Source organism: Paenibacillus castaneae, assembly GCF_002884445.1.
Taxonomy (GTDB): domain Bacteria; phylum Bacillota; class Bacilli; order Paenibacillales; family Paenibacillaceae; genus Pristimantibacillus; species Pristimantibacillus castaneae.
Map to the genome: position 1 here is coordinate 4,375,562 of NZ_KZ614144.1, position 18,621 is coordinate 4,394,182.

The following is an 18,621-nucleotide window of genomic DNA, read 5'->3' on the forward strand; positions in this document are numbered from 1 at the left end:
ACGCTATGTGGGAAGCGGACTTGCATTAAATTATAAAATATATATTCTGCACAAAAGCATTTTTTCCTTGTTATGTAATCGCTATATAAAAAATCCCCTCGATCACAAGGATCAAGAGGATTGCCTTCCGTATTTGCATTTTTAAGCTTTTATGATTGCGATGGGATAGCTTCTATATCCGCAGCTACACGAAACCCGCAATTCCCTGTCGAGCTGTCCGGCGTATTGGAGCTTCTCGCTGCCAGCCGATAACGGTTGCAATAGGAACGGTGACATAAATAAGAGCCGCCCCTCATGGACCTTCTGCCGGTAGGCTGCACAAATCTTGGATTATTTGAAGATGTCTGTCTGTGATAGCCGGGGCTGAACCAATCCGCGCACCATTCCCATACGTTTCCTGACATATTATAAAGGCCATAGCCATTGGCCTCATAGGCATGAACAGGCGCTGTTCCTATATAACCGTCGCTTGCATTATTTTTGACCGGAAATTTGCCCTGCCATATGTTGCACATATGCTTGCCGTCTAGTTTAAGCAGATCTCCCCACGGGTACGTTTTCCGAGAGAGTCCTCCTCTTGCAGCAAATTCCCACTCAGCCTCAGTCGGAAGTCTAGTGCCGGACCACCCACAGAAAGCTTCAGCATCCTGCCAAGAAATATGTACAACGGGATGATCCATTCGTTCTTCTATGCTGGAATCCGGGCCCTCCGGCTTCGCCCAGTAAGCTCCCTCAACTACTAACCACCACGGGACCTGCTGTGGGACATCCTTTACTTTCTCCTTCGTTTCATCAGAAGCAAGCAAATGAAATACATAGGACCATCCGAAGCTTTCCGCCTCCGTCACATAGCCTGTCGCTTTAACAAACGCTTGAAATTCCTCATTCGTCACCGCATAAGGAGAGATTCGGAAGGGCGCGAGTGTCACTTTTCGGACAGGACCCTCGCCATCTGCAGGAAATCCTTCTGCCGAATCGGTTCCCATATCAAACTGACCGCCAGGCAGCGCTATCAATTGTTCTAACGTTTTATGATTAGAGACAGGGGTGGCAGAAGCGGTAGACAAATGAGTAGACCGCTCCGTACTATCGAACTGAGCTTGCTCCCTGCTGGCTGCACAACATGATTTTTTCTGTTCCAACGCTTCATTCTCCTCTTATGTCAAATTGTTTCCTTTAACTATACACAGCAATACCAACTAGTGCTGATAGAATAATAACCGAAACAGGGTGCTTATGGAATACAATAAATGCAGCGAGCGAACCTGCAAAAATGAGGATCTGACTCCAAGTGTACCAGGACATTGATGCAAACATGCCATTTGTATCTGCGAACATATACGCTGTGTAAATAATCAAACCAGTAATGATCGCACGTAGACCATAAAAGGACGATTTCACCAAAGAATGATCCTGAATTTTATAAAAAATTTTACCTAAAATGAGAATGATAATAACAGAGGGCAGCACTGTGCCCATTGTCGCGATAACCGCACCTAATAGTCCCTTCTCATTATATCCGATTAAAACGGCAATATTGGTCGCAATCGGACCGGGCGCCATACTCGCAATGGCAATCGTATCAATAAAATGCTGCTGATCCATCCAGCCATGTTGATTGACGATCTGCTCCTGAATTAATGGAATCATCGCATAGCCGCCCCCGAATGAAACTAAACCGATTAAGAAAAAGGTAATAAATAATTCGATTAGCATGGCAACTCCCCATTAGATCATATAATCATAGACTTGCTCTTTTTCATGAAGTATTGTTTTACGTCCGAGCCTTGTACGTATACCAATGATTACAATACCTGCGATTGCTCCGCCTAAAATGAGAAGAATCGGATGAATTTGGTTATGAGTGAAATACATAAGGGCGACGGTAGTAAGCACTAGCAGAAGGGAAGCTTTATCGATTATGGCTGTCTTCCCCGTCTTGTAGGCTGCATAAACAATCAATGCGACAATTGTCGCGCGAATGGATATAAAAGCTGCTTCAACCTTTGGATTATCTTTCATTCCTAAGAAAAAGATTGAGAACGCTAAAACGATACAAAAGGTCGGGAGCAAAATTCCGATAGTAGCAGCAATAGCACCCGCGACACCAGCAATCCGATAACCTATAAAAGTCGCTGAATTAATCGCGATTGCCCCTGGTACGGACCCGGCAACTGCAAATACATCTGCGACATCTTTGGATTCAAGCCATTTGCGCTTCTCAACAACTTCTTGCTCAATAACAGGAATCATCGCATAGCCGCCGCCGAAAGTAACGGGGCCAATTTTAAGAAACATAATGAATAAATGCCATAATTTACTCCAATGTTCGAGGTTCATCATATTCCTCCTCTACTCAATTACTTATAGTATATCATCTTTATTTCATTTTGAAATAAAGATTTTCATATTTCACTAAAAATATATGAATTCGTTCTGCTGACGACTATCTTATTGTATTCCAATACCATATTTACACTTAGTTAAATTCATTTTGGATTTAATTGAGATATGTATTTCTTGGAACAGAACATTTCAATTCCTGCCAAGCTAAGAAGTAGCGAACCAGTATGGACTTACGATATAATAGAACAAGAATAATCCCCATTACTTCAATCGGAAAAAGAGGTAGAAAGATGAGTAACCCATCATTAAACAAAATACCCTCTTCCAAGAAACAGCTATATAATCGCATTGCAGAGCAAGGCGTTGTCTCGAAAGCGGAATTACTAGCTGCCTTTTCACTTACTAGCAGCTCCCTAACTCGGCTTCTGGACGAAATGGTAGCGGAGAAATTATTGATTATGTCCGGTCTCGGCCCGTCAAACGGAGGCAGAAGACCGATTCTTTATGAAATCAATCCCGATTACGGCTATTTTTTTGGATTGGAAATATCCAGAAGATATTCCTCGCTCGGTTTTTTTGATATGAAAATGAATCCCAAATCTCTCATTCGCTGGCGAATGGATGAAGCTATGACTCCTCATCAATTCGTTGAATACGTTTCTAATAATATACGTTCCATTCTGCTTGACCATAATATTGACCGCAGCCGCGTGATCGGGATTGGAGTCGGTGCTGTAGGTCCGCTCGATCGCGAGAAGGGGATCATTCTTCAGCCTTTGAATTTTCCCGCTTCAGGCTGGAATAACGTCTCTATATGCAGCATTCTTCAAGAGGAAACAGGCATTCCAGCCCAGCTGGAGAACGGCGCGAATGCCGCATTGCTCGGTGAACAATGGGCGATGCGAAGTGAAAATCTACAGCATATGCTGTATGTTCATGCAGGTGTTGGTCTTCGGTCAGCCATGATGTCCTACGGTCAAATTGTACATGGATCAATCGACATGGAAGGATCCATCGGTCAAATGATTATCCAAATGGACGGTCCAAGGCTGCATGATCATGGAAATTACGGTGCATTAGAAGCTTTCGTTTCCGTACAAGCCTTGGAGTCGAAGGCTAGAAGCCACGCCAAGCTTGGGCGAACGGATATGCTGAACATTGGCCAAACTTCTCCTGAGAAAATTAATTACGATATGCTGCTGCACGCATTTTCTCAAGATAACCCTTACGCGCGTGAACTATTCATGCAGTCTGCCGTCTATTTCGGGATCGGACTCGCTAACCTCATCAATGTCTTTCACCCACAAAAAATCATTCTCGGCGGCGTATTGGTCAATTCCAGTGAACAGTTCTATCAAACAGCAATTGAAATTGCTCAGAAAAACTCGTATTATTTTCCCAACCATCAGCCCTCCTTCTCGAAGGGTGAGCTTAAGGAAGAAGCCGTTGTCACCGGCTCCGCTTTGATGATATGGAGAGGGATGGAGATTTAATATCCGCAGCTCCATCAAAAAACCTTATGATTTCTGATATAACGGATCTGATGTCCGTTAGCACAGATCAAAGCTATAAAACAGATTGTATGACACAAAGAGTATCGTGTAGCCCCTGATGCACCTAAAAAAAGATGACCACTGATAGTCAGTAGTCATCTCTTATTTTTCTTATGTCAATTTCACAAGACTGTAATTTTTCTTCCCTTTGCGGATAATAATAAACCGTCCGCCGATCGCGTGCTCAGCCGTAACGTTTAGCTCAACATCACTGACACGCTCGCCATTCATCGAGATCGCGCCTTTCGTAATATCTTCGCGCGCTTGGCGCTTCGATGGCTCGATGCCAAGCTCCACCAGCCAGTCAACGATGTTTTTAGATTCTTTGTCCGTCGTATAAGTCGGCATTTCCTTGAAGCCCTGCTCAATTTCGTCAGCTGTGAGCGATTGGATATCTCCACTGAACAACGCTGCCGTAATTCGCTTCGCTTGCTCCAGCATATCTTCGCCGTGTACGAATTTCGTCATTTCTTCCGCCAGCGCTTTTTGCGCTTCACGTTTATGAGGCTCGGTCTGGACCTTCTCTGCCAGTGATTCAATCGCCACTTTATCTAGGAAAGTGAAATACTTCAAGTACTTCACAACGTCACGGTCATCCGTATTTGCCCAGAACTGATAAAATTCGAACGGTGTCGTTTTATTCGGGTCAAGCCATATCGCTCCGCCTGCCGATTTGCCGAATTTCGTCCCGTCTGCCTTCAGCATAAGTGGAATCGTAAGACCAAATGCTTGTGCCTCCGAGCCTTCTTTTTTGCGAATGAGATCAAGACCGCTCGTAATATTGCCCCACTGATCAGAGCCCCCGATTTGAAGCTGTACATCTTCATGCTGGTACAGATGCAGGTAGTCAAGCGACTGCAAAATCTGGTAGGAGAATTCAGTAAACGAGATGCCGCTGTCGAGCCTGCTCGATACGACGTCTTTTGCCAGCATCGTATTGATGCTGAAGTTTTTACCGTAATCACGCAAAAAGTCGATCACATTAATCTTATGTGTCCAGTCATAGTTGTTAACCATACGAACCTGATTGTCGCCTTCGGTTACAAAAAGCTTTCTCATCTGAGCGGTTAAGGCATCTACATTGTCCTGAATCTGCTCCATCGTTTGCAATGAGCGCTCGGTTTGACGGCCGCTTGGATCACCAATTGTGCCTGTTGCTCCGCCAATCAGGATGACAGGACGATGTCCGGCCAGTTGAAACCGCTTCAGCATCATGAACGGAATCAAATGACCGATATGCATACTGTCGCCCGTTGGATCAACGCCGCAATAGAGCGAGACCGCTTTCGTATTCGTTAATTCGCGCAAGCCCTCCGCATCCGTCTGCTGGTTAATGGCATCGCGCCACTCGAGTTCGTCAATAATGTTCAAAGCGATACAGCCCCTTTGTATAAATTAATTTTCTTATGATTTAACGTTGAATCAGCAGGAGCACGGAGTGGATACGATAAATTCCAAATAAAAAAATCGCCCCTTGTCTATTGTAGACATAGGGACGATTGAATAAACCGTGTTACCACCCAAATTGCACCAACAGCCTTTTAAGCACTGCTCATGCCACTTTACAGCGAGTTATCGTTCGCTTGCTCCGCTTGGCATTACCCAAGATACTCCAGAGTGTAATTCGCAGTCCTTGTGTGTATCAGGTTCCATCGACCCCTGACTTTCTATAACATGGACAAAGCTGCTACTGGGCTCTTTCAACGTATACGTTCTATAAGATTACAGTCAGTATAGCTGAATTACAAAATCATTGTCAATAAGACAAATACTTTAGACCAGTTCCTAATTGATTAAATAAAAAAGCAGTCTGGAACCTGAATAGAGGTCCGGACTGCCTTCTTAAAGTGAAATTATTTTTTCCAATCGGCCGCAAATTTGTCCATCCCTTGGTTCGTTAGAGGATGCTTGGAGATCTGTTCGATAACCGAAAACGGAATCGTTGCAATATGGGCTCCTGCCATTGCTACGCGAGTCACGTGATCTGGGTGCCGGACGGAGGCAGCGATAATTTGTGCGTCCAGATTATGCGTTCGGAATAATTGGGCGATTTTCGTAACTAATAAGACTCCATCTTCCGAAATGTCATCCAATCGGCCAAGGAATGGCGATACGTAGGTAGCGCCTGCGCGAGCTGCCAATAACGCTTGGTTTACAGTGAAAATCAACGTCACATTCGTTTTCACCCCTTTTTTAGTCAAGTAACGGCAAGCCTCTAACCCTTCGAGCGTCATTGGAAGCTTGATCGTAATGTTTTTATCATGATTATTGATTTTGATCAGCTCATTCGCTTGCGCGATCATTTCTTCGGCTGTAATCGCATCAGGCGTTACTTCAGCAGAAACGGATTCAATCTCAGGCACTTCCCGCAAAATCTCTTCAATTCGATCTTCGAATTTGACACCTTCCTTGGCAACTAAAGATGGATTCGTCGTAACACCGGATAAGACGCCGATTTTATACGCTTTTTTGATATCTTCCAAATTTGCAGTATCGATAAAAAATTTCATCTTCATTACCTCCGTTTTAATAATGGGTCATCTTATTTACTTAAACCATTCTTTTGTCAAACGAACCACATTCTCCAAGGAGAAGCCAAAGTAATCTATGACTTTGGTTCCGGGTTCTCATTATTTGTTTCTGTAAGGATAAAAGCTCCTTTACTACGTTTTCCATATTTGCCTTGGTCGATTCATGAGCTCATGCAGTAGATTGTCACATCATGATAAAGACTGCCCGAAATCCGAGCAGTCTTAAATAGGATTATGTCCGGCGCATATATGCACGCACTGTGATAGGTGCAAAGATCGCCACTATGACAGCAGCTCCAATGAGTGAGATTCCGAGATCCCAACCAACGGTACCGTGATTGGCAAGATCACGGACAGCTGTGACGAGATGCGAGATCGGATTGATTTTTACAAACCACTGAAGCCAATTTGGCATCGTGTCGACCGGCACGAAAGCGTTCGAAAGAAATGTGAGTGGAAAAAGTACAAGCATCGATATTCCCTGAACGCTTGAAGCTGTACGTGCGATCACTCCGAAAAAGGCAAATATCCAGCTAATCGACCATGAGCAAACAATGACAAGAAGTGCTGCGATAGCGACGTGGCCCAGGCCGCCATCGGGACGATAGCCCATAATATATCCCATAACAAAGGTGAGAACTGTCGCTATCGTATAACGGATAGTATCTGCAAGCAAAGCTCCTGCGAGCGGAGCTATGCGCGCGATAGGCAGAGACTTAAACCGGTCGAACACACCTTTGTCCATGTCCTCGCGTAATTGGACGCCAGTAACCATTGAGGTCGTGATGACGGTCTGCACGAGGATACCCGGAATAATGACGGGCAAGTAGCTCAGCACATCACCCGAGATAGCTCCGCCAAAAATGTAAGTAAACATTAAAGTGAAAATGATGGGCTGCAGCGTTACATCAAACAATTGCTCAGGGGTACGCTTAATCTTCAATAAACCTCGATAGGCCATAGTTAACGAATTTCGTAATGTTTGACCGAAGCTCGTGTAGTTTTTCAGCTCACGATCGGCGCCTGGCTTAATGGAAGCGGTTCTCATACGCTTGCCACCTCCGCTTCTTTGGATTTAGAGGATGACGATGTTGCGTCTTCCGTAATACCATTCCCTGTAATCGTTAGAAACACCTCATCAAGAGTCGGCTTCTGGACACTCATCTCAGCCAAGTGAACGCCTGCTTCACGGAGGGCATTTAGAACATCAGTGGCCCGGTCTGCATTCACTAAAGGTGCAGTAATCTTACCAGCTTCGTGGGACACGTTTGACCGAATATCGAGCACCTGTTCGACGGTCTTGCGAGCGACCTCTAAATCAAGCGGATTCTGAACTTTCAATTGAAGCGACGAGGTGCCCACCGAAGCTTTCAGTTCATCAGAAGTTCCCTCTGCGACGACTCGGCCGTGATCGATAACCGCGATTCGGTCTGCCAATTGATCTGCTTCCTCGAGGTACTGCGTAGTTAGCAATACGGTTGAGCCTGTGTTCACCAAGCGGCGAATCGTATCCCACATTTGTGCACGCGTACGCGGGTCCAGCCCCGTAGTCGGTTCGTCTAGAAAAAGAAGAGGTGGCTGTGCAATAAGGCTCGCCGCCAGATCTAGACGGCGACGCATACCGCCGGAGAAATTTTTGAGCGGACGCTTCGCGGCCTCCGTCAAACCAAATTCCTCAAGCAGCTCCCCTGCCTTCTTCCGCGACTCAGCACGTCCCAGCCCTAGCAGCCGTGAGAAAATGATCAAATTCTCAGTAGCGCTAAGTGATTCGTCTACCGATGCGTATTGACCAGTCACTCCGATCAATTGGCGGATAATTTGCGACTCCTTCACCACATCGTGTCCAAAGATTCGAGCCGAACCCGAATCCAGTCGAAGCAAGGTTGCCAGCATTCTAATTGTAGTGGTTTTCCCCGCCCCGTTGGGACCGAGCACACCGTAGATTGACCCCGTACGTACATTTAAATCTACGCCATCCACCGCGCGAAAATTGCCAAAAGATTTAACGAGTCCACGCGCTTCGACAGCCCACTCACTATTGCCTGGCTCTAGTTTCTTGTATACATGATCCATTGCAATTCCTCCAATATTTGATGATGTAGTCATCCTAACACACGTTTTTAAACGGAATGTAAACGAAGATTGCCCTGAAATTTAAATTATGTATACTCATACAATTACTAATCGTATGTCCGCTTCTATACCTCAATGCTGTAAATTAAACCGCAATTTGAAATAGCGCAAGGAGTATGCCAGTCGAATATCGAAGTGTTAAGGTGGTGTGATAAAGGTCTATTTATTCAGCTGTGTGATTTTTTTTCCAAAGGAGCGAATACGTATGAAGTCAGGCAAAATGAATGCAGCTATAATGGACAAGCCTTTGTCCATTGCGATCAAGCAGGTGGATATACCTGTTCCGGGGGAACACGAGGCGCTGATTAAGGTTCATTGTATCGGTGTATGTGGTTCAGATGTACATTACTATGAGCATGGCCAAATTGGACGATATATCGTGAAGGAACCCATCATCCTCGGACACGAGCTTGCAGGTGAAGTTGTAAAGGTTGGCAAAGCGGTAACCACTTTATCGCCTGGTGACCGTGTAGCGGTTGAGCCGGGTGTGGCGTGTGGGAACTGTGAATATTGCAAATCAGGGCGTTACAACCTATGCCCAGATGTAGTCTTCCTCGCAACACCGCCTGTGAATGGTGCTTGGGCAGAATATATTGTAATGCCGGTCAGCTATTTGCACAAGCTGCCGGATTCGATGAGCTATGAGACAGGAGCGCTGCTGGAGCCGTTATCGGTCGGATTCCATGCGATGCAGCGCGGCAGCGCGAAGCCGTTTGATCGCCTGTTGATTACAGGACTTGGACCAATTGGATTGCTTGTCGGACAAGCAGCTAAGCTGTTCGGCATAACCGAAATCTATGGAACCGATACGGTTGCATTTCGGAGGGAGCTTGCCCTGGAGATGGGCTTTACGGCGGTTTTCGACCCTGCAGCAGATCAGATTGGAGAGAAGCTCAATGAGCTGACCGACGGTGCAGGTATTACACTCGTCGTTGAATCTTCGGGCAATGCCAGAGCGATGGCTGACTCCGTGAAGCTGGTCAAGCGTGGCGGTCGGATTGTATTTGTCGGGTTGCCTACTGCTGACACAGTGCCGATGGATATGGCCAGTTTGATCGACGGCGAGATCGACACCTACGGCGTATTCCGGTATGCCAACACTTATCCGGCTGCGATTCAAGCTTTACAGCGATCCGCCGTTGACCTTGAGTCCATCATCACGCACCGTTACGCGCTTACAGACATTAAGGAAGCTGTGGAAACGGCTCGGACACGTAAGGATACTAGCATTAAAGTCATGATATATCCGAATTTTGTCGCAGAATAGTGCAACAGCCTACTGCCTCCCGATCGAACTATCCGACCGGGAGGCAGTAAGATTTGGAAGTTATACGCTATTATATTAACCAGTCCAAATTGTCCATAGCGAAGCATCCCTATATTGTTCATTATGAGAAATTCCGATAGCGCCGCTACCCATAAGCCTGCCGGGATATTTCATTTCCTCTTAATCAATCGTTTGTGAGATACAGTTAATACGAAGAAAAGGCACCCTCAGATAGGTGCCTAGAACGGAAATATATCACTGGAAAATTCGCCAGATCTTATGTCCGAATCATATTTAATTTGCTTTAGAAATTTCGCTATATTTTTTGAAATTGTCAATAATCGCCTGCCAGCCTGCTTGTTGCTGCTCGACGGGATGGGTCGCTTCTGCTTCAAACGTTTCAATTACCTTTGTATCGTTTCCATCACTAATAAAAGTGACCGTAACTTTTCTTCCATCTCCAAGGGTGTAAGAAGTAAATTCGTTTAATCTAACTTCATCATAAACACCGCCAAACTCAAATCCAAAGCTTCCATCCTTTGCTTCCATTCTTGTAGTAAAAGTTCCGCCAACCCTTAAATCATTTTCGGCATGTGGTGCGTGCCAATCATCAGAAGCAAAAGACCATTTCGTTATATGCTCTGGCTCTGTCCAATATTCCCACACTTTTTCAACTGGTGCATGAACTGTGGTTTCTACCGTTATTACTACTTTGTCACCTGTTTCCATTATGATTATCGCCTCGCTATTTTAGATTTATATTTAAGGTTAATTATACTATTAAACTTATAGGATATGATAGTTCAAAACAACACTCAGCATTAGAAATACTAAGAAAAATGCAGCATGAAAACTGCTTTTTTACTAATTCTGATACTTCATACCTATAATGTTGTTTGCAATTGGAGTCGATTATAAATTAGAAGTTATACTCAACAATATTATTCACTGTTCTAGGGTTTATATACAAAATTTCATTTCTCTTCTATATGTATCCCCTTGGACCAATGACGCATCGGCAGTCTAAGATTTTATTTTTCATATAATACCTTCCAAACGCACAAGAAAGACAGGCCTGTAAGACCCGTCTTGCTAAACCATCAACGCTTAAGAAAATATTTAGCGTTAATCGCATCGTACTCGGTTTTCGTTATCGGTATGACCGTTCCGTGGCGAGGACTATTTGGCAAGTCGTAATCGGGAGAAACCTTCCATACTCCAGAGTCTAGATCCGTCGTTTCTAAGGGCACATAACCTCTGCCGCCGAATTCGTCGACGAACAAATACCATTTCTCTTCCGTATTGGATTTGAAAACAGTTGGCCCTTCGACGCCTTTAACGCTGCCGACACCTTCTTTAATGATTCGATAACCGGAATCGAATACAGAGCCCAATACCTCCTGAAATACCATTTTGCCGTAAAGGGATAACGGCTGGTTGTCTCTTTCATCTTTCGTAAACCTATAAATTTTCCCCTTATGAGAGATCATAGTCGTATCGATAATGGAATATCCGAAATCCATATAGACCTGTGCTTCCGTAAAGACATGGAAATCCCGAGTTTTGCTATACATGATTTTTTGATAAGCATCCCCCACATGGCTTTCATCCGCGAACAGCTTGGAAGCCCAAAATACGATATACTCACCCGTCGTCTCATCGTAAAAAACTTCGGGCGCCCACGTATTTCCAGCTTCTGCAGGCGAAATCTCGATCATTCTTGGTTCTGACCACTTCAGAAGATCGCCCGATTCCCATACCATGATGGAACGGCTCCCCTCCCTTTGAGCTCGATCCCAGTTCCAGTCACCGTTTATTTTCAAATCGGTGGCAATCATAAAGAACTTGTCTCCTTCTGGGGACCGGATGATAAAAGGATCCCTTACACCCTTTTCGCCCATTGTGGACGAAAGCACCGGCTTCCCGCCATTCAACTCCTTCCAGTGCAGCGGGTCGTTCCCTTCACTAAGTGCAAAGTAGATTTGCTCACCGTCCGGCGTCCCTTCACCCGTAAAGTAGGAGAAGAGGTAACCGGCGTATTCTTCCTTGACCGGTCGTTCCATTACCACTACCTTGAACTTTTTCTCTGCTTTGACGTCATTCCTGGAGATGGCCGCTATAAGCGTCACGGATACGTTTCCACTGCCGTGCTTGGGACGTGTTACTACCCCAGACGCCGCAATGACACTAGGGTTATCGGATTGCCAAGTTATCGACGTTCCGTTATCCCCTCTCTCAAGCAAAGTCAAGTTGCCGCGCACATTGTCGATATTGTATACCGTTAGCGCTTCTTTAACCTGTTGAACCGCTTCGTCATCACTTCCGCTGTTTCCATGCTTACCAGCCATTTCCGTCGTCACTTCACTTTCCTTGTCTACGTTTGCTTCGACTGTTCCGTCTGCCCCGCCTCCCGTCAAGGTGACGACCGACTTCGCAGGAATAACCGCTTCAAAGGAATGATCATCTAGAATCGGTACGTCCTCTCCTTGGGCAAGGTCGCGGCCAGCCGATGTGATATACAATTGCATGACTTCAATGGCACGGTTCTTATCGACGCCGTTCAATGAAATCCGAATACGCTTATCCTCATCGCTATCGTTGACGAACACCGCTGTAACCGTCTGCTCTCCTTCATGAACGTACGCCGATCCCAGCAACCCGTTCCGTGAATTCTCATCCAGCCCCGCAAGCGAGATGCGCTCCGCGCCGGGACGTATAAATTTGCTGTAATTGCCGAGAGCCCACATGATTTTTGAAGTCAAAACATTTTGCTCGTCTCCCGCTTTTTTATAATCGGTATAGATCAGTCCGTCCTTATAATCCACCTTGGACACCGCCGTCCACCATTGCCATGCGGCTGCATTCGCCTCAGTCAAATCAAAATGAATGGTACGGGCCACATGCAAAGCGGGATCCATGCCGAGGTCGCGGCCGGGACCGTAATCGCCAAGAATGCAATATTCCGTGACCCAATATTTTGCTTCAGCGTCGTATTTCTTCAAATTGGCATCCAGCAATTCTCTAAGCTTACCCAACCGATCGTCGCCTGGCTTACTGTAATCGGACCAATAGGAATGCGAAGCAATTTTATTGCCAACGGCTTCCTTGAGATTGGGGTCGCCTAGCAAATCCTTAATATATTCTCGGTATTTTCCCGTTCCCAGACTGTTAGCCCCGCTCGAATATTGCCCGCCGCCCGCAAACATTTGATAATATTCATCATCTAGCAGCGAAGTAATTTCCACACCGTCCGGAGCGCTGATTTGCGCATCAAGACTGCTTTCCTTTAACTGCTGGTGCAATTCAAGAATGACACGCTTTAGATCGTCGTTGTTATAACGGTTCCCTTCCTGCTGCGCCTTGTTCCAATCCCAGGTCGGCTCGTTAATTGGACTAATATATTGGAAGACTAGGCCTTCCTGTCTAAAGTGTTCCAAGACATCAATTAAATAAGTTGCAAATTCATCCTCATAGCCATCTTTCAGATTGGTGGAGCCGATATCCGGATCCGGTTGAGCGTGTCCGTTCTTCGTCATCCAGACTGGAGGACTGTTCGAGAATGCGATCAGGGTGTCCACGCCGCGAGCCTTGGCTGCCTGCAGAAACCACTGCTGCCCCGCCTGCTTGCTCCAATCGTAATCGCCATCCTCCGAAGTCTTGAATGCTTCCGCCTGACGCCACGGATCCGGAATAATGGTCTGGTCCGTTTCCGTCGAGCCGGCGCCGATATTGAAACGCCAGGCCGATAGTCCAATCCCTTTCTCCCTTGAAAAAAGCAGATCCGCTACACGATTTTTATTTTGTTCCGTCCAATGTTTGCCAAGAGGCTCCATGGACCATGCGTCGGATGCGCCGAAGTTATCAATTGTTTGATATCGTACCGATCCATCGATCGTTACATAGGCGTCCGGAGGCGCCGGCTGCTGCATAGGCTCCTCCGTCTCTTTCACGCTATTGGAACTATTGGTGCTGCCTTGGCCTCCTGATGTGAATCCGAAATACAAGCCGAGCACTGATGTAAAAGCAACAAGTGTAATGACTATCAATTTTTTCTTCATCCGCCTCTCCTAACCTACTAATCCTGAACGTTCAACACTTTCCACAAAATGTCTTTGCACGAACACATATAAAATAATGAGCGGCAGTATAGCCATCAAGACGCTGGTATTCATCATCATGGACATAAAGAACGGGTCCTGAACGTAGGATGCCGTTGCTGCCTGTTCCCCTCCGCTAAGGTAAGTTGCGATTGCATACCCGGAAGAAGCCATCATCGAAGACATGATCTTCGGTTCATTTAAATACATGTTTGTAAAGAAAGAATCATTCCATTGCCATACGAACGAGAACAGCATGACCGTCACCATCGAAGGGATCGCATTGGGCAAAATAACTCTACTGAAAGTTGAAAAGTAGCCGGCTCCGTCAACGTAAGCGGCTTCTTCAATTTCACGCGGAATCCCTTTAAAAAACTGGCGGAAAATATAGACGTACAAGCCCGTCTTCACGCCCATGCCGAGAATCGCAGAAATAATAAACGGCCAATAGGAGTTGATTAGATTAAAGGGTTTGCCGCTTATCAATTCAATCACTCCGAACAAATCGAAATTTTTGAAATTTAAATAGAGAGGAATCATAATCGTGTTGGCCGGTACTAAAATCGTAAAAATAACTGCCCCAAATAAAAGGCCGCTTCCCTTGAACTTTACTCTCGCGAAACCGTATCCGGCCAGTACGCAGGTTATCGTTTGCAGCAGCATAACTGCCGAAGAGAGAAATAACGTATTGAGCAGAACGCGCGGATAGTTCATCGCTTTGAACACGAGCTTGAAGTTATCGAGCGTAAACGCCTTAGGCACCCAAATGACGGTGGAATCGTATAAATCGTCCATACTTTTGAACGCAATCGATAATTTCAACAGAATTGGGTAGATGATGACAAACGATATGCCGAAAATAAGTACGAATCGGACGACGACCCATAACCATTTCTTTGCGAATTCAACCCAATAGGCAGTGGATGCTATCCGATGCATCCGCTCTTCTCTCGCCTGCCGCTGTTGCATTGCGTTTTCCGTCTTCATGTAATCTCTCCCTCCTGAAATGTTTGCAGAGCAAACATACTTCGTAAGCATTCACTTTAAATGTTTGCAGAGCAAACATACTTCGTAAGCATTCGCCTTAAATGTTTGCAGAGCAAACATACTTCGTAAGCATTCACTTTAAATGTTTGCAGAGCAAACATACTTCGTAAGCATTCGCCTTAAATGTTTGCAGAGCAAACATACTTCGTAAGCTTTCACTTAAACCGCTAATCTTGGTAAAAGACCTTCCGCGACACAATCGATGTCGTGATCCACAGCACAAGCGCAATGACGGCAAAATACATCCATGCCATCGCGGCGCTGAGACCAAAATCGAAGCTTTTGAATGCTGTATCCACCACTAACCGGCTCGTATCATCGCTGATGAAGCTATCGATTATCGTGTAGACCAGATTCGTCAAAATCAGCGGGCTGATCATCGGAAACGTAATTTTCCAAAAAGCCTCGTAGCCTGTAGAGCCTTCGATCTTGGCAGCCTCGTACAAGGAGGGAGAGATCGACTGAAGCCCTGCTAGGAAAATCAAAATTTGGACACCGGAATGACTGACAATCTCATAGATTCGACTGACAGCCCCGGTCAAATACTCGACAAAGGTAATATTTACTCCGGATTCGACGAGCATGACGGTCAGCTCCAAATTTTTCATAACGGACAAACCGCCTCCGGTCGAATCGTTCGCGCTTCGAACGACGGATTGCATCAGATCTCCGTTCTCGATACTAGCGATAATTCCCGATGCCAGAATAACGGGAAGGAAGAAGATTGCCCGTGCAAGCACCCGTCCTCTAAACTTCTGATTAAGAAGAACCGCAAAAAATAAACTGAAAATAATAATAAGCGGCGTGTTAACCGCAATATTCATCACGGATTCCGTCAATATCCTGACATACGATTCATGCGACAGCAAGGCCTCTCGATAGTTGGACAAGCCGATAAACTTCAAGCTGAAGCCCTCGTTCGTAACCTGCAGATTGCTTAAGCTGTACCGGAACGAGGACAAGAGCGGAATCATAAACAGGAACAAGAAGCCTACAAACCAGGGTAGTATGAAATATAGCCCGTAATATCTGTTTTTTTGTTCTAGCGAAAGCTTCTTGAACCTCATCGCTGCGTTTCACCTCCAACCCAATAATCCTTTGCCCCCACTTTAATTCCGCTCACATTCGATTCCGTATCGTTATAATTAACGATAATCGTTTTGCCTTTTTCGAATGTAGTTTTATACACGCCGCCCACCAGCATCCGATGATCGGTAATCGTTTGGGACTGTACATCATGGAGGACATCGTTTAGTTCACGATATTTTTGTGCCGCTTCGTCGATCCATAAGCGGTAATCGGCGGAATACAAGTGATCGAACTCCGTCATCTTTATCACTGAAGAATCAGCATTAAACCATGTATAGTTCATAGCGGAGCCCGTTTCGAGCGCCTTCAAGAAGTTGTACGTAGAATCCTGATCATCCGCCATATTCCAGGCGGTTCCCGCGTAATTTACATAACCGTGAAACACCAACTGAAAGAATGGAACAGCTTCATCGGTAATGATAAAGTTGCTGCTTGTCATCGGCGCATCCACGATATGCCTTGCATAGGAGGCTGCATAGGCGTTACCGCCTTCCACCAATATTTCCTTGATGGAGCCGCTCATTCGCTGCAGCTGTTCATCGACGATACCCTTCGCTTCTTCGCGATCTATGACGCTCACACGGTTAAAGTCAGAATTCAGCTTATTGCCAAGATCTCTGAGCGACAATCCCGCGAGCTGCAACTTCTCGTAATCTTCCATAAATCCACTTACCACTTCAGGCAGCGACTTTGGACTGAGTACATAACCTGGATCCAGGTAGTCTTCTTCTTTGAAATTGGCAAAGCTGTACGGATATACTTTCGCCAGCTTGCCTGTAATAAATCGGGAAGCCTGTGATTTCTTGAAACCTTCCGAATGCGGAGCTGCTTCAAGAAAAGCTGCGTCAGGGAACAGCGAGATGCGGTTCGCATCAGCATAAGCTTTCAGCTCTTTCAATCCTTTGCTTCCACCAAGCTTCTTGTCGACGGATATGGATTTCGCAAGGTCATGGTTTATCCCCCCGTTGAACCAACCCGTATAACGCAGCTTAATATTGCCGATTCCCAAATCCAGCATTTGACCCAATACGGATTCGGCCTGATCAAAGGTCGTAAGCGGCTCATAGGCGTTATAAGGAATGCCTAGGAAAAATTTCTTTTTCGGTATGCCGCCTATAAGCTCCGCATAGAACGGAATACTTTCTTCGTCCGTCAACCTAGTGAGACCCGCTTGCTTAATTAAGTAATCGCGGTAATGCGTGGCCATCCCGGAGTAGCTGGCATCCTCTGCGCCGAGAAATCCGTAGCGAACGCTAATATCGCCACGGAAAGGCTCTGCTTGAAACTTCTTAACCGTACTGGAGCGCCACCCGTTCGTCAGCGTAACCTCCTCCAGTTTACGGAGCGTAAAGCTAGGGGACACCGTATTATAGACGTTCAGCCTGCCGCTTATGTCTGCCTCAACTGATGCGACTGCATCCCCCTCTTCAATGATACCGACGAATGCCCGATCCTTGTATTTCATCCCGAATACAGGCAATCGCGCAGCTTCATCATTCTGAATTCGGATCTGCTGGCTAATGGCAGAATCGGTTCCATATAATTCTTTACGGAAAGGTGCGGCATATGTTTTTTCATTGTTGAAGCGGATTAGTGAACCCGAACCGTCCGGAACGAGCGTATAGCCTTCATCCTCGCGTCCGCTCGCTCCAAAGAATGGCAGAAGGGATAGTGTTTGAATTTTCAACGATTCCGGGTATTGAATCCCGCCCGACTCAATCGTCACCTTCAACTGCTCTCCGTCAAGTCGATAATGGAGGGGGATCTTAATCGTGAGGTGGTCGGCAGCAGTTACGCCAAACGCAGCGTTATCGATCGCTTTCTGCTCGTCGTTATATCCGACCTTTTCGAAAGCATCCATAACCTTCTTTAATCCGACACCCTTGAGGGAGGAGTCTCTTCTTTCGTAATGCTTTTCTTGCTCGTTGTATTTAAAACGTTTCTCAACTTCTTTTTTTTCTCCTGCGTCTTCAAGTTTGTCTAGGATGAGAGTTTGAAATCTTTCCTCGCTAATATACTTAGGAATTGCGTCGATATCGCTTTTCGCTTCCCCCAGCGTATAATCGATGTTCAAGCCGTCGGTTACCTTCTCTAAGACAAATTGGCCGTTCTGAACACTGTGCGTATAATTGTCATACTTTAACGAATTACCCGCACTATCCAAATAAGAAATTTCGATCTGTACGTTCAGCTTCGCTTTGTTATAGCCGGTTGCGACCTTGTCGTCTTCGCGATCTTGCGGATTGGAATACCAGATCGCCCCGCTGCGCTTGTCCTGAACTGCGATTTCCGTCGTTGCCGTGTTAATGTACAAAATCAAAAATTCATTCTCCGCCGCCATCTCCATACCTTCGGCTAAACTCGCCGCCTTGCCGGAATCGACACTCGCAGCCATAACATCGAAAGTCTGCTCGTCTCCTGGTGCGGCTTCGGACACCACCTCTGCCTCTAAATCAGACACTACCCCCGATTTAGGTTCCGCGAAATTGGTGCCTTGGGATATTAGCAAGCAGCCGATCATGACTGCAGTCATGATAATCGCAAGTCTCCGCTTCATC

At 45.9% G+C, this 18,621-nt stretch carries 14 protein-coding genes and 1 other annotated feature; of the genes, 2 read left to right on the forward strand and 12 right to left on the reverse strand.

Annotated features, from left to right (window positions below):
* Positions 1–149 precede the first annotated feature (149 nt).
* Genes CEF13_RS19820 through CEF13_RS19830 form a run of 3 tightly spaced genes read right to left on the reverse strand, consistent with a single transcriptional unit; the run spans position 150 to position 2,340 of the window.
* Entirely contained in the window at positions 150–1,142 is a 993-nt protein-coding gene (locus CEF13_RS19820; protein ID WP_102713259.1) for a formylglycine-generating enzyme family protein, read from the reverse strand.
* A gap of 34 nt (positions 1,143–1,176) precedes the next feature.
* A complete protein-coding gene (locus tag CEF13_RS19825) occupies positions 1,177–1,716 on the reverse strand; it encodes a chromate transporter (protein ID WP_102713261.1) in 540 nt (179 codons plus the stop codon).
* Between the two features lie 12 nt (positions 1,717–1,728).
* Positions 1,729–2,340 carry a chromate transporter gene (locus CEF13_RS19830; RefSeq protein ID WP_208414282.1) on the reverse strand — a complete coding sequence of 204 codons (612 nt, stop codon included), beginning with the start codon at positions 2,338–2,340 and terminating at the stop codon, positions 1,729–1,731.
* 296 nt (positions 2,341–2,636) lie between these two features.
* Here CEF13_RS19830 and CEF13_RS19835 point away from each other — a divergent pair, with 296 nt between their 5' ends.
* Complete coding sequence (locus CEF13_RS19835; RefSeq protein WP_102713265.1) at positions 2,637–3,839, forward strand: ROK family protein; 1,203 nt, start codon at positions 2,637–2,639, stop codon at positions 3,837–3,839.
* A gap of 171 nt (positions 3,840–4,010) precedes the next feature.
* Here the strand turns inward: CEF13_RS19835 and tyrS are convergent, their stop codons facing one another.
* From tyrS to CEF13_RS19855, 4 genes are all read right to left on the reverse strand, one after another.
* Positions 4,011–5,270 (reverse strand): tyrosine--tRNA ligase, encoded by a 1,260-nt coding sequence (gene tyrS, locus CEF13_RS19840; protein WP_102713267.1) that lies wholly within the window; start codon positions 5,268–5,270, stop codon positions 4,011–4,013.
* A 117-nt stretch (positions 5,271–5,387) separates the two neighbouring features.
* Positions 5,388–5,612 (reverse strand) — a binding site (T-box leader).
* A 140-nt stretch (positions 5,613–5,752) separates the two neighbouring features.
* The gene (gene fsa / locus CEF13_RS19845) at positions 5,753–6,409 is read right to left on the reverse strand and encodes a fructose-6-phosphate aldolase (protein ID WP_102713269.1); all 657 of its coding nucleotides are present in this window, start codon (positions 6,407–6,409) and stop codon (positions 5,753–5,755) included.
* A gap of 253 nt (positions 6,410–6,662) precedes the next feature.
* Positions 6,663–7,478 (reverse strand): ABC transporter permease, encoded by an 816-nt coding sequence (locus CEF13_RS19850; RefSeq protein ID WP_102713271.1) that lies wholly within the window; start codon positions 7,476–7,478, stop codon positions 6,663–6,665.
* Positions 7,475–8,503 carry an ATP-binding cassette domain-containing protein gene (locus CEF13_RS19855; RefSeq protein ID WP_102713273.1) on the reverse strand — a complete coding sequence of 343 codons (1,029 nt, stop codon included), beginning with the start codon at positions 8,501–8,503 and terminating at the stop codon, positions 7,475–7,477. Before CEF13_RS19855 ends, CEF13_RS19850 begins: the two co-directional genes overlap by 4 nt.
* A gap of 265 nt (positions 8,504–8,768) precedes the next feature.
* Here CEF13_RS19855 and CEF13_RS19860 point away from each other — a divergent pair, with 265 nt between their 5' ends.
* Positions 8,769–9,830, forward strand: coding sequence for an NAD(P)-dependent alcohol dehydrogenase (locus CEF13_RS19860; protein WP_102713275.1), 1,062 nt, complete (start codon positions 8,769–8,771; stop codon positions 9,828–9,830).
* 294 nt (positions 9,831–10,124) lie between these two features.
* On the opposite strand, the gene CEF13_RS19865 is transcribed toward CEF13_RS19860, so the two are convergent.
* From CEF13_RS19865 to CEF13_RS19885, 5 genes are all read right to left on the reverse strand, one after another.
* The gene (locus CEF13_RS19865) at positions 10,125–10,559 is read right to left on the reverse strand and encodes an SRPBCC family protein (protein ID WP_102713277.1); all 435 of its coding nucleotides are present in this window, start codon (positions 10,557–10,559) and stop codon (positions 10,125–10,127) included.
* Positions 10,560–10,930: 371 nt separating this feature from the next.
* Complete coding sequence (locus tag CEF13_RS29325; protein WP_243864281.1) at positions 10,931–13,888, reverse strand: glycoside hydrolase; 2,958 nt, start codon at positions 13,886–13,888, stop codon at positions 10,931–10,933.
* 9 nt (positions 13,889–13,897) lie between these two features.
* A complete protein-coding gene (locus tag CEF13_RS19875) occupies positions 13,898–14,914 on the reverse strand; it encodes a carbohydrate ABC transporter permease (protein ID WP_102713279.1) in 1,017 nt (338 codons plus the stop codon).
* 227 nt (positions 14,915–15,141) lie between these two features.
* Positions 15,142–16,041 carry a carbohydrate ABC transporter permease gene (locus CEF13_RS19880; protein ID WP_102713281.1) on the reverse strand — a complete coding sequence of 300 codons (900 nt, stop codon included), beginning with the start codon at positions 16,039–16,041 and terminating at the stop codon, positions 15,142–15,144.
* The gene (locus CEF13_RS19885; RefSeq protein ID WP_102713283.1) at positions 16,038–18,620 is read right to left on the reverse strand and encodes a DUF5696 domain-containing protein; all 2,583 of its coding nucleotides are present in this window, start codon (positions 18,618–18,620) and stop codon (positions 16,038–16,040) included. Before CEF13_RS19885 ends, CEF13_RS19880 begins: the two co-directional genes overlap by 4 nt.
* Between the last annotated feature and the right edge of the window lies 1 nt (position 18,621).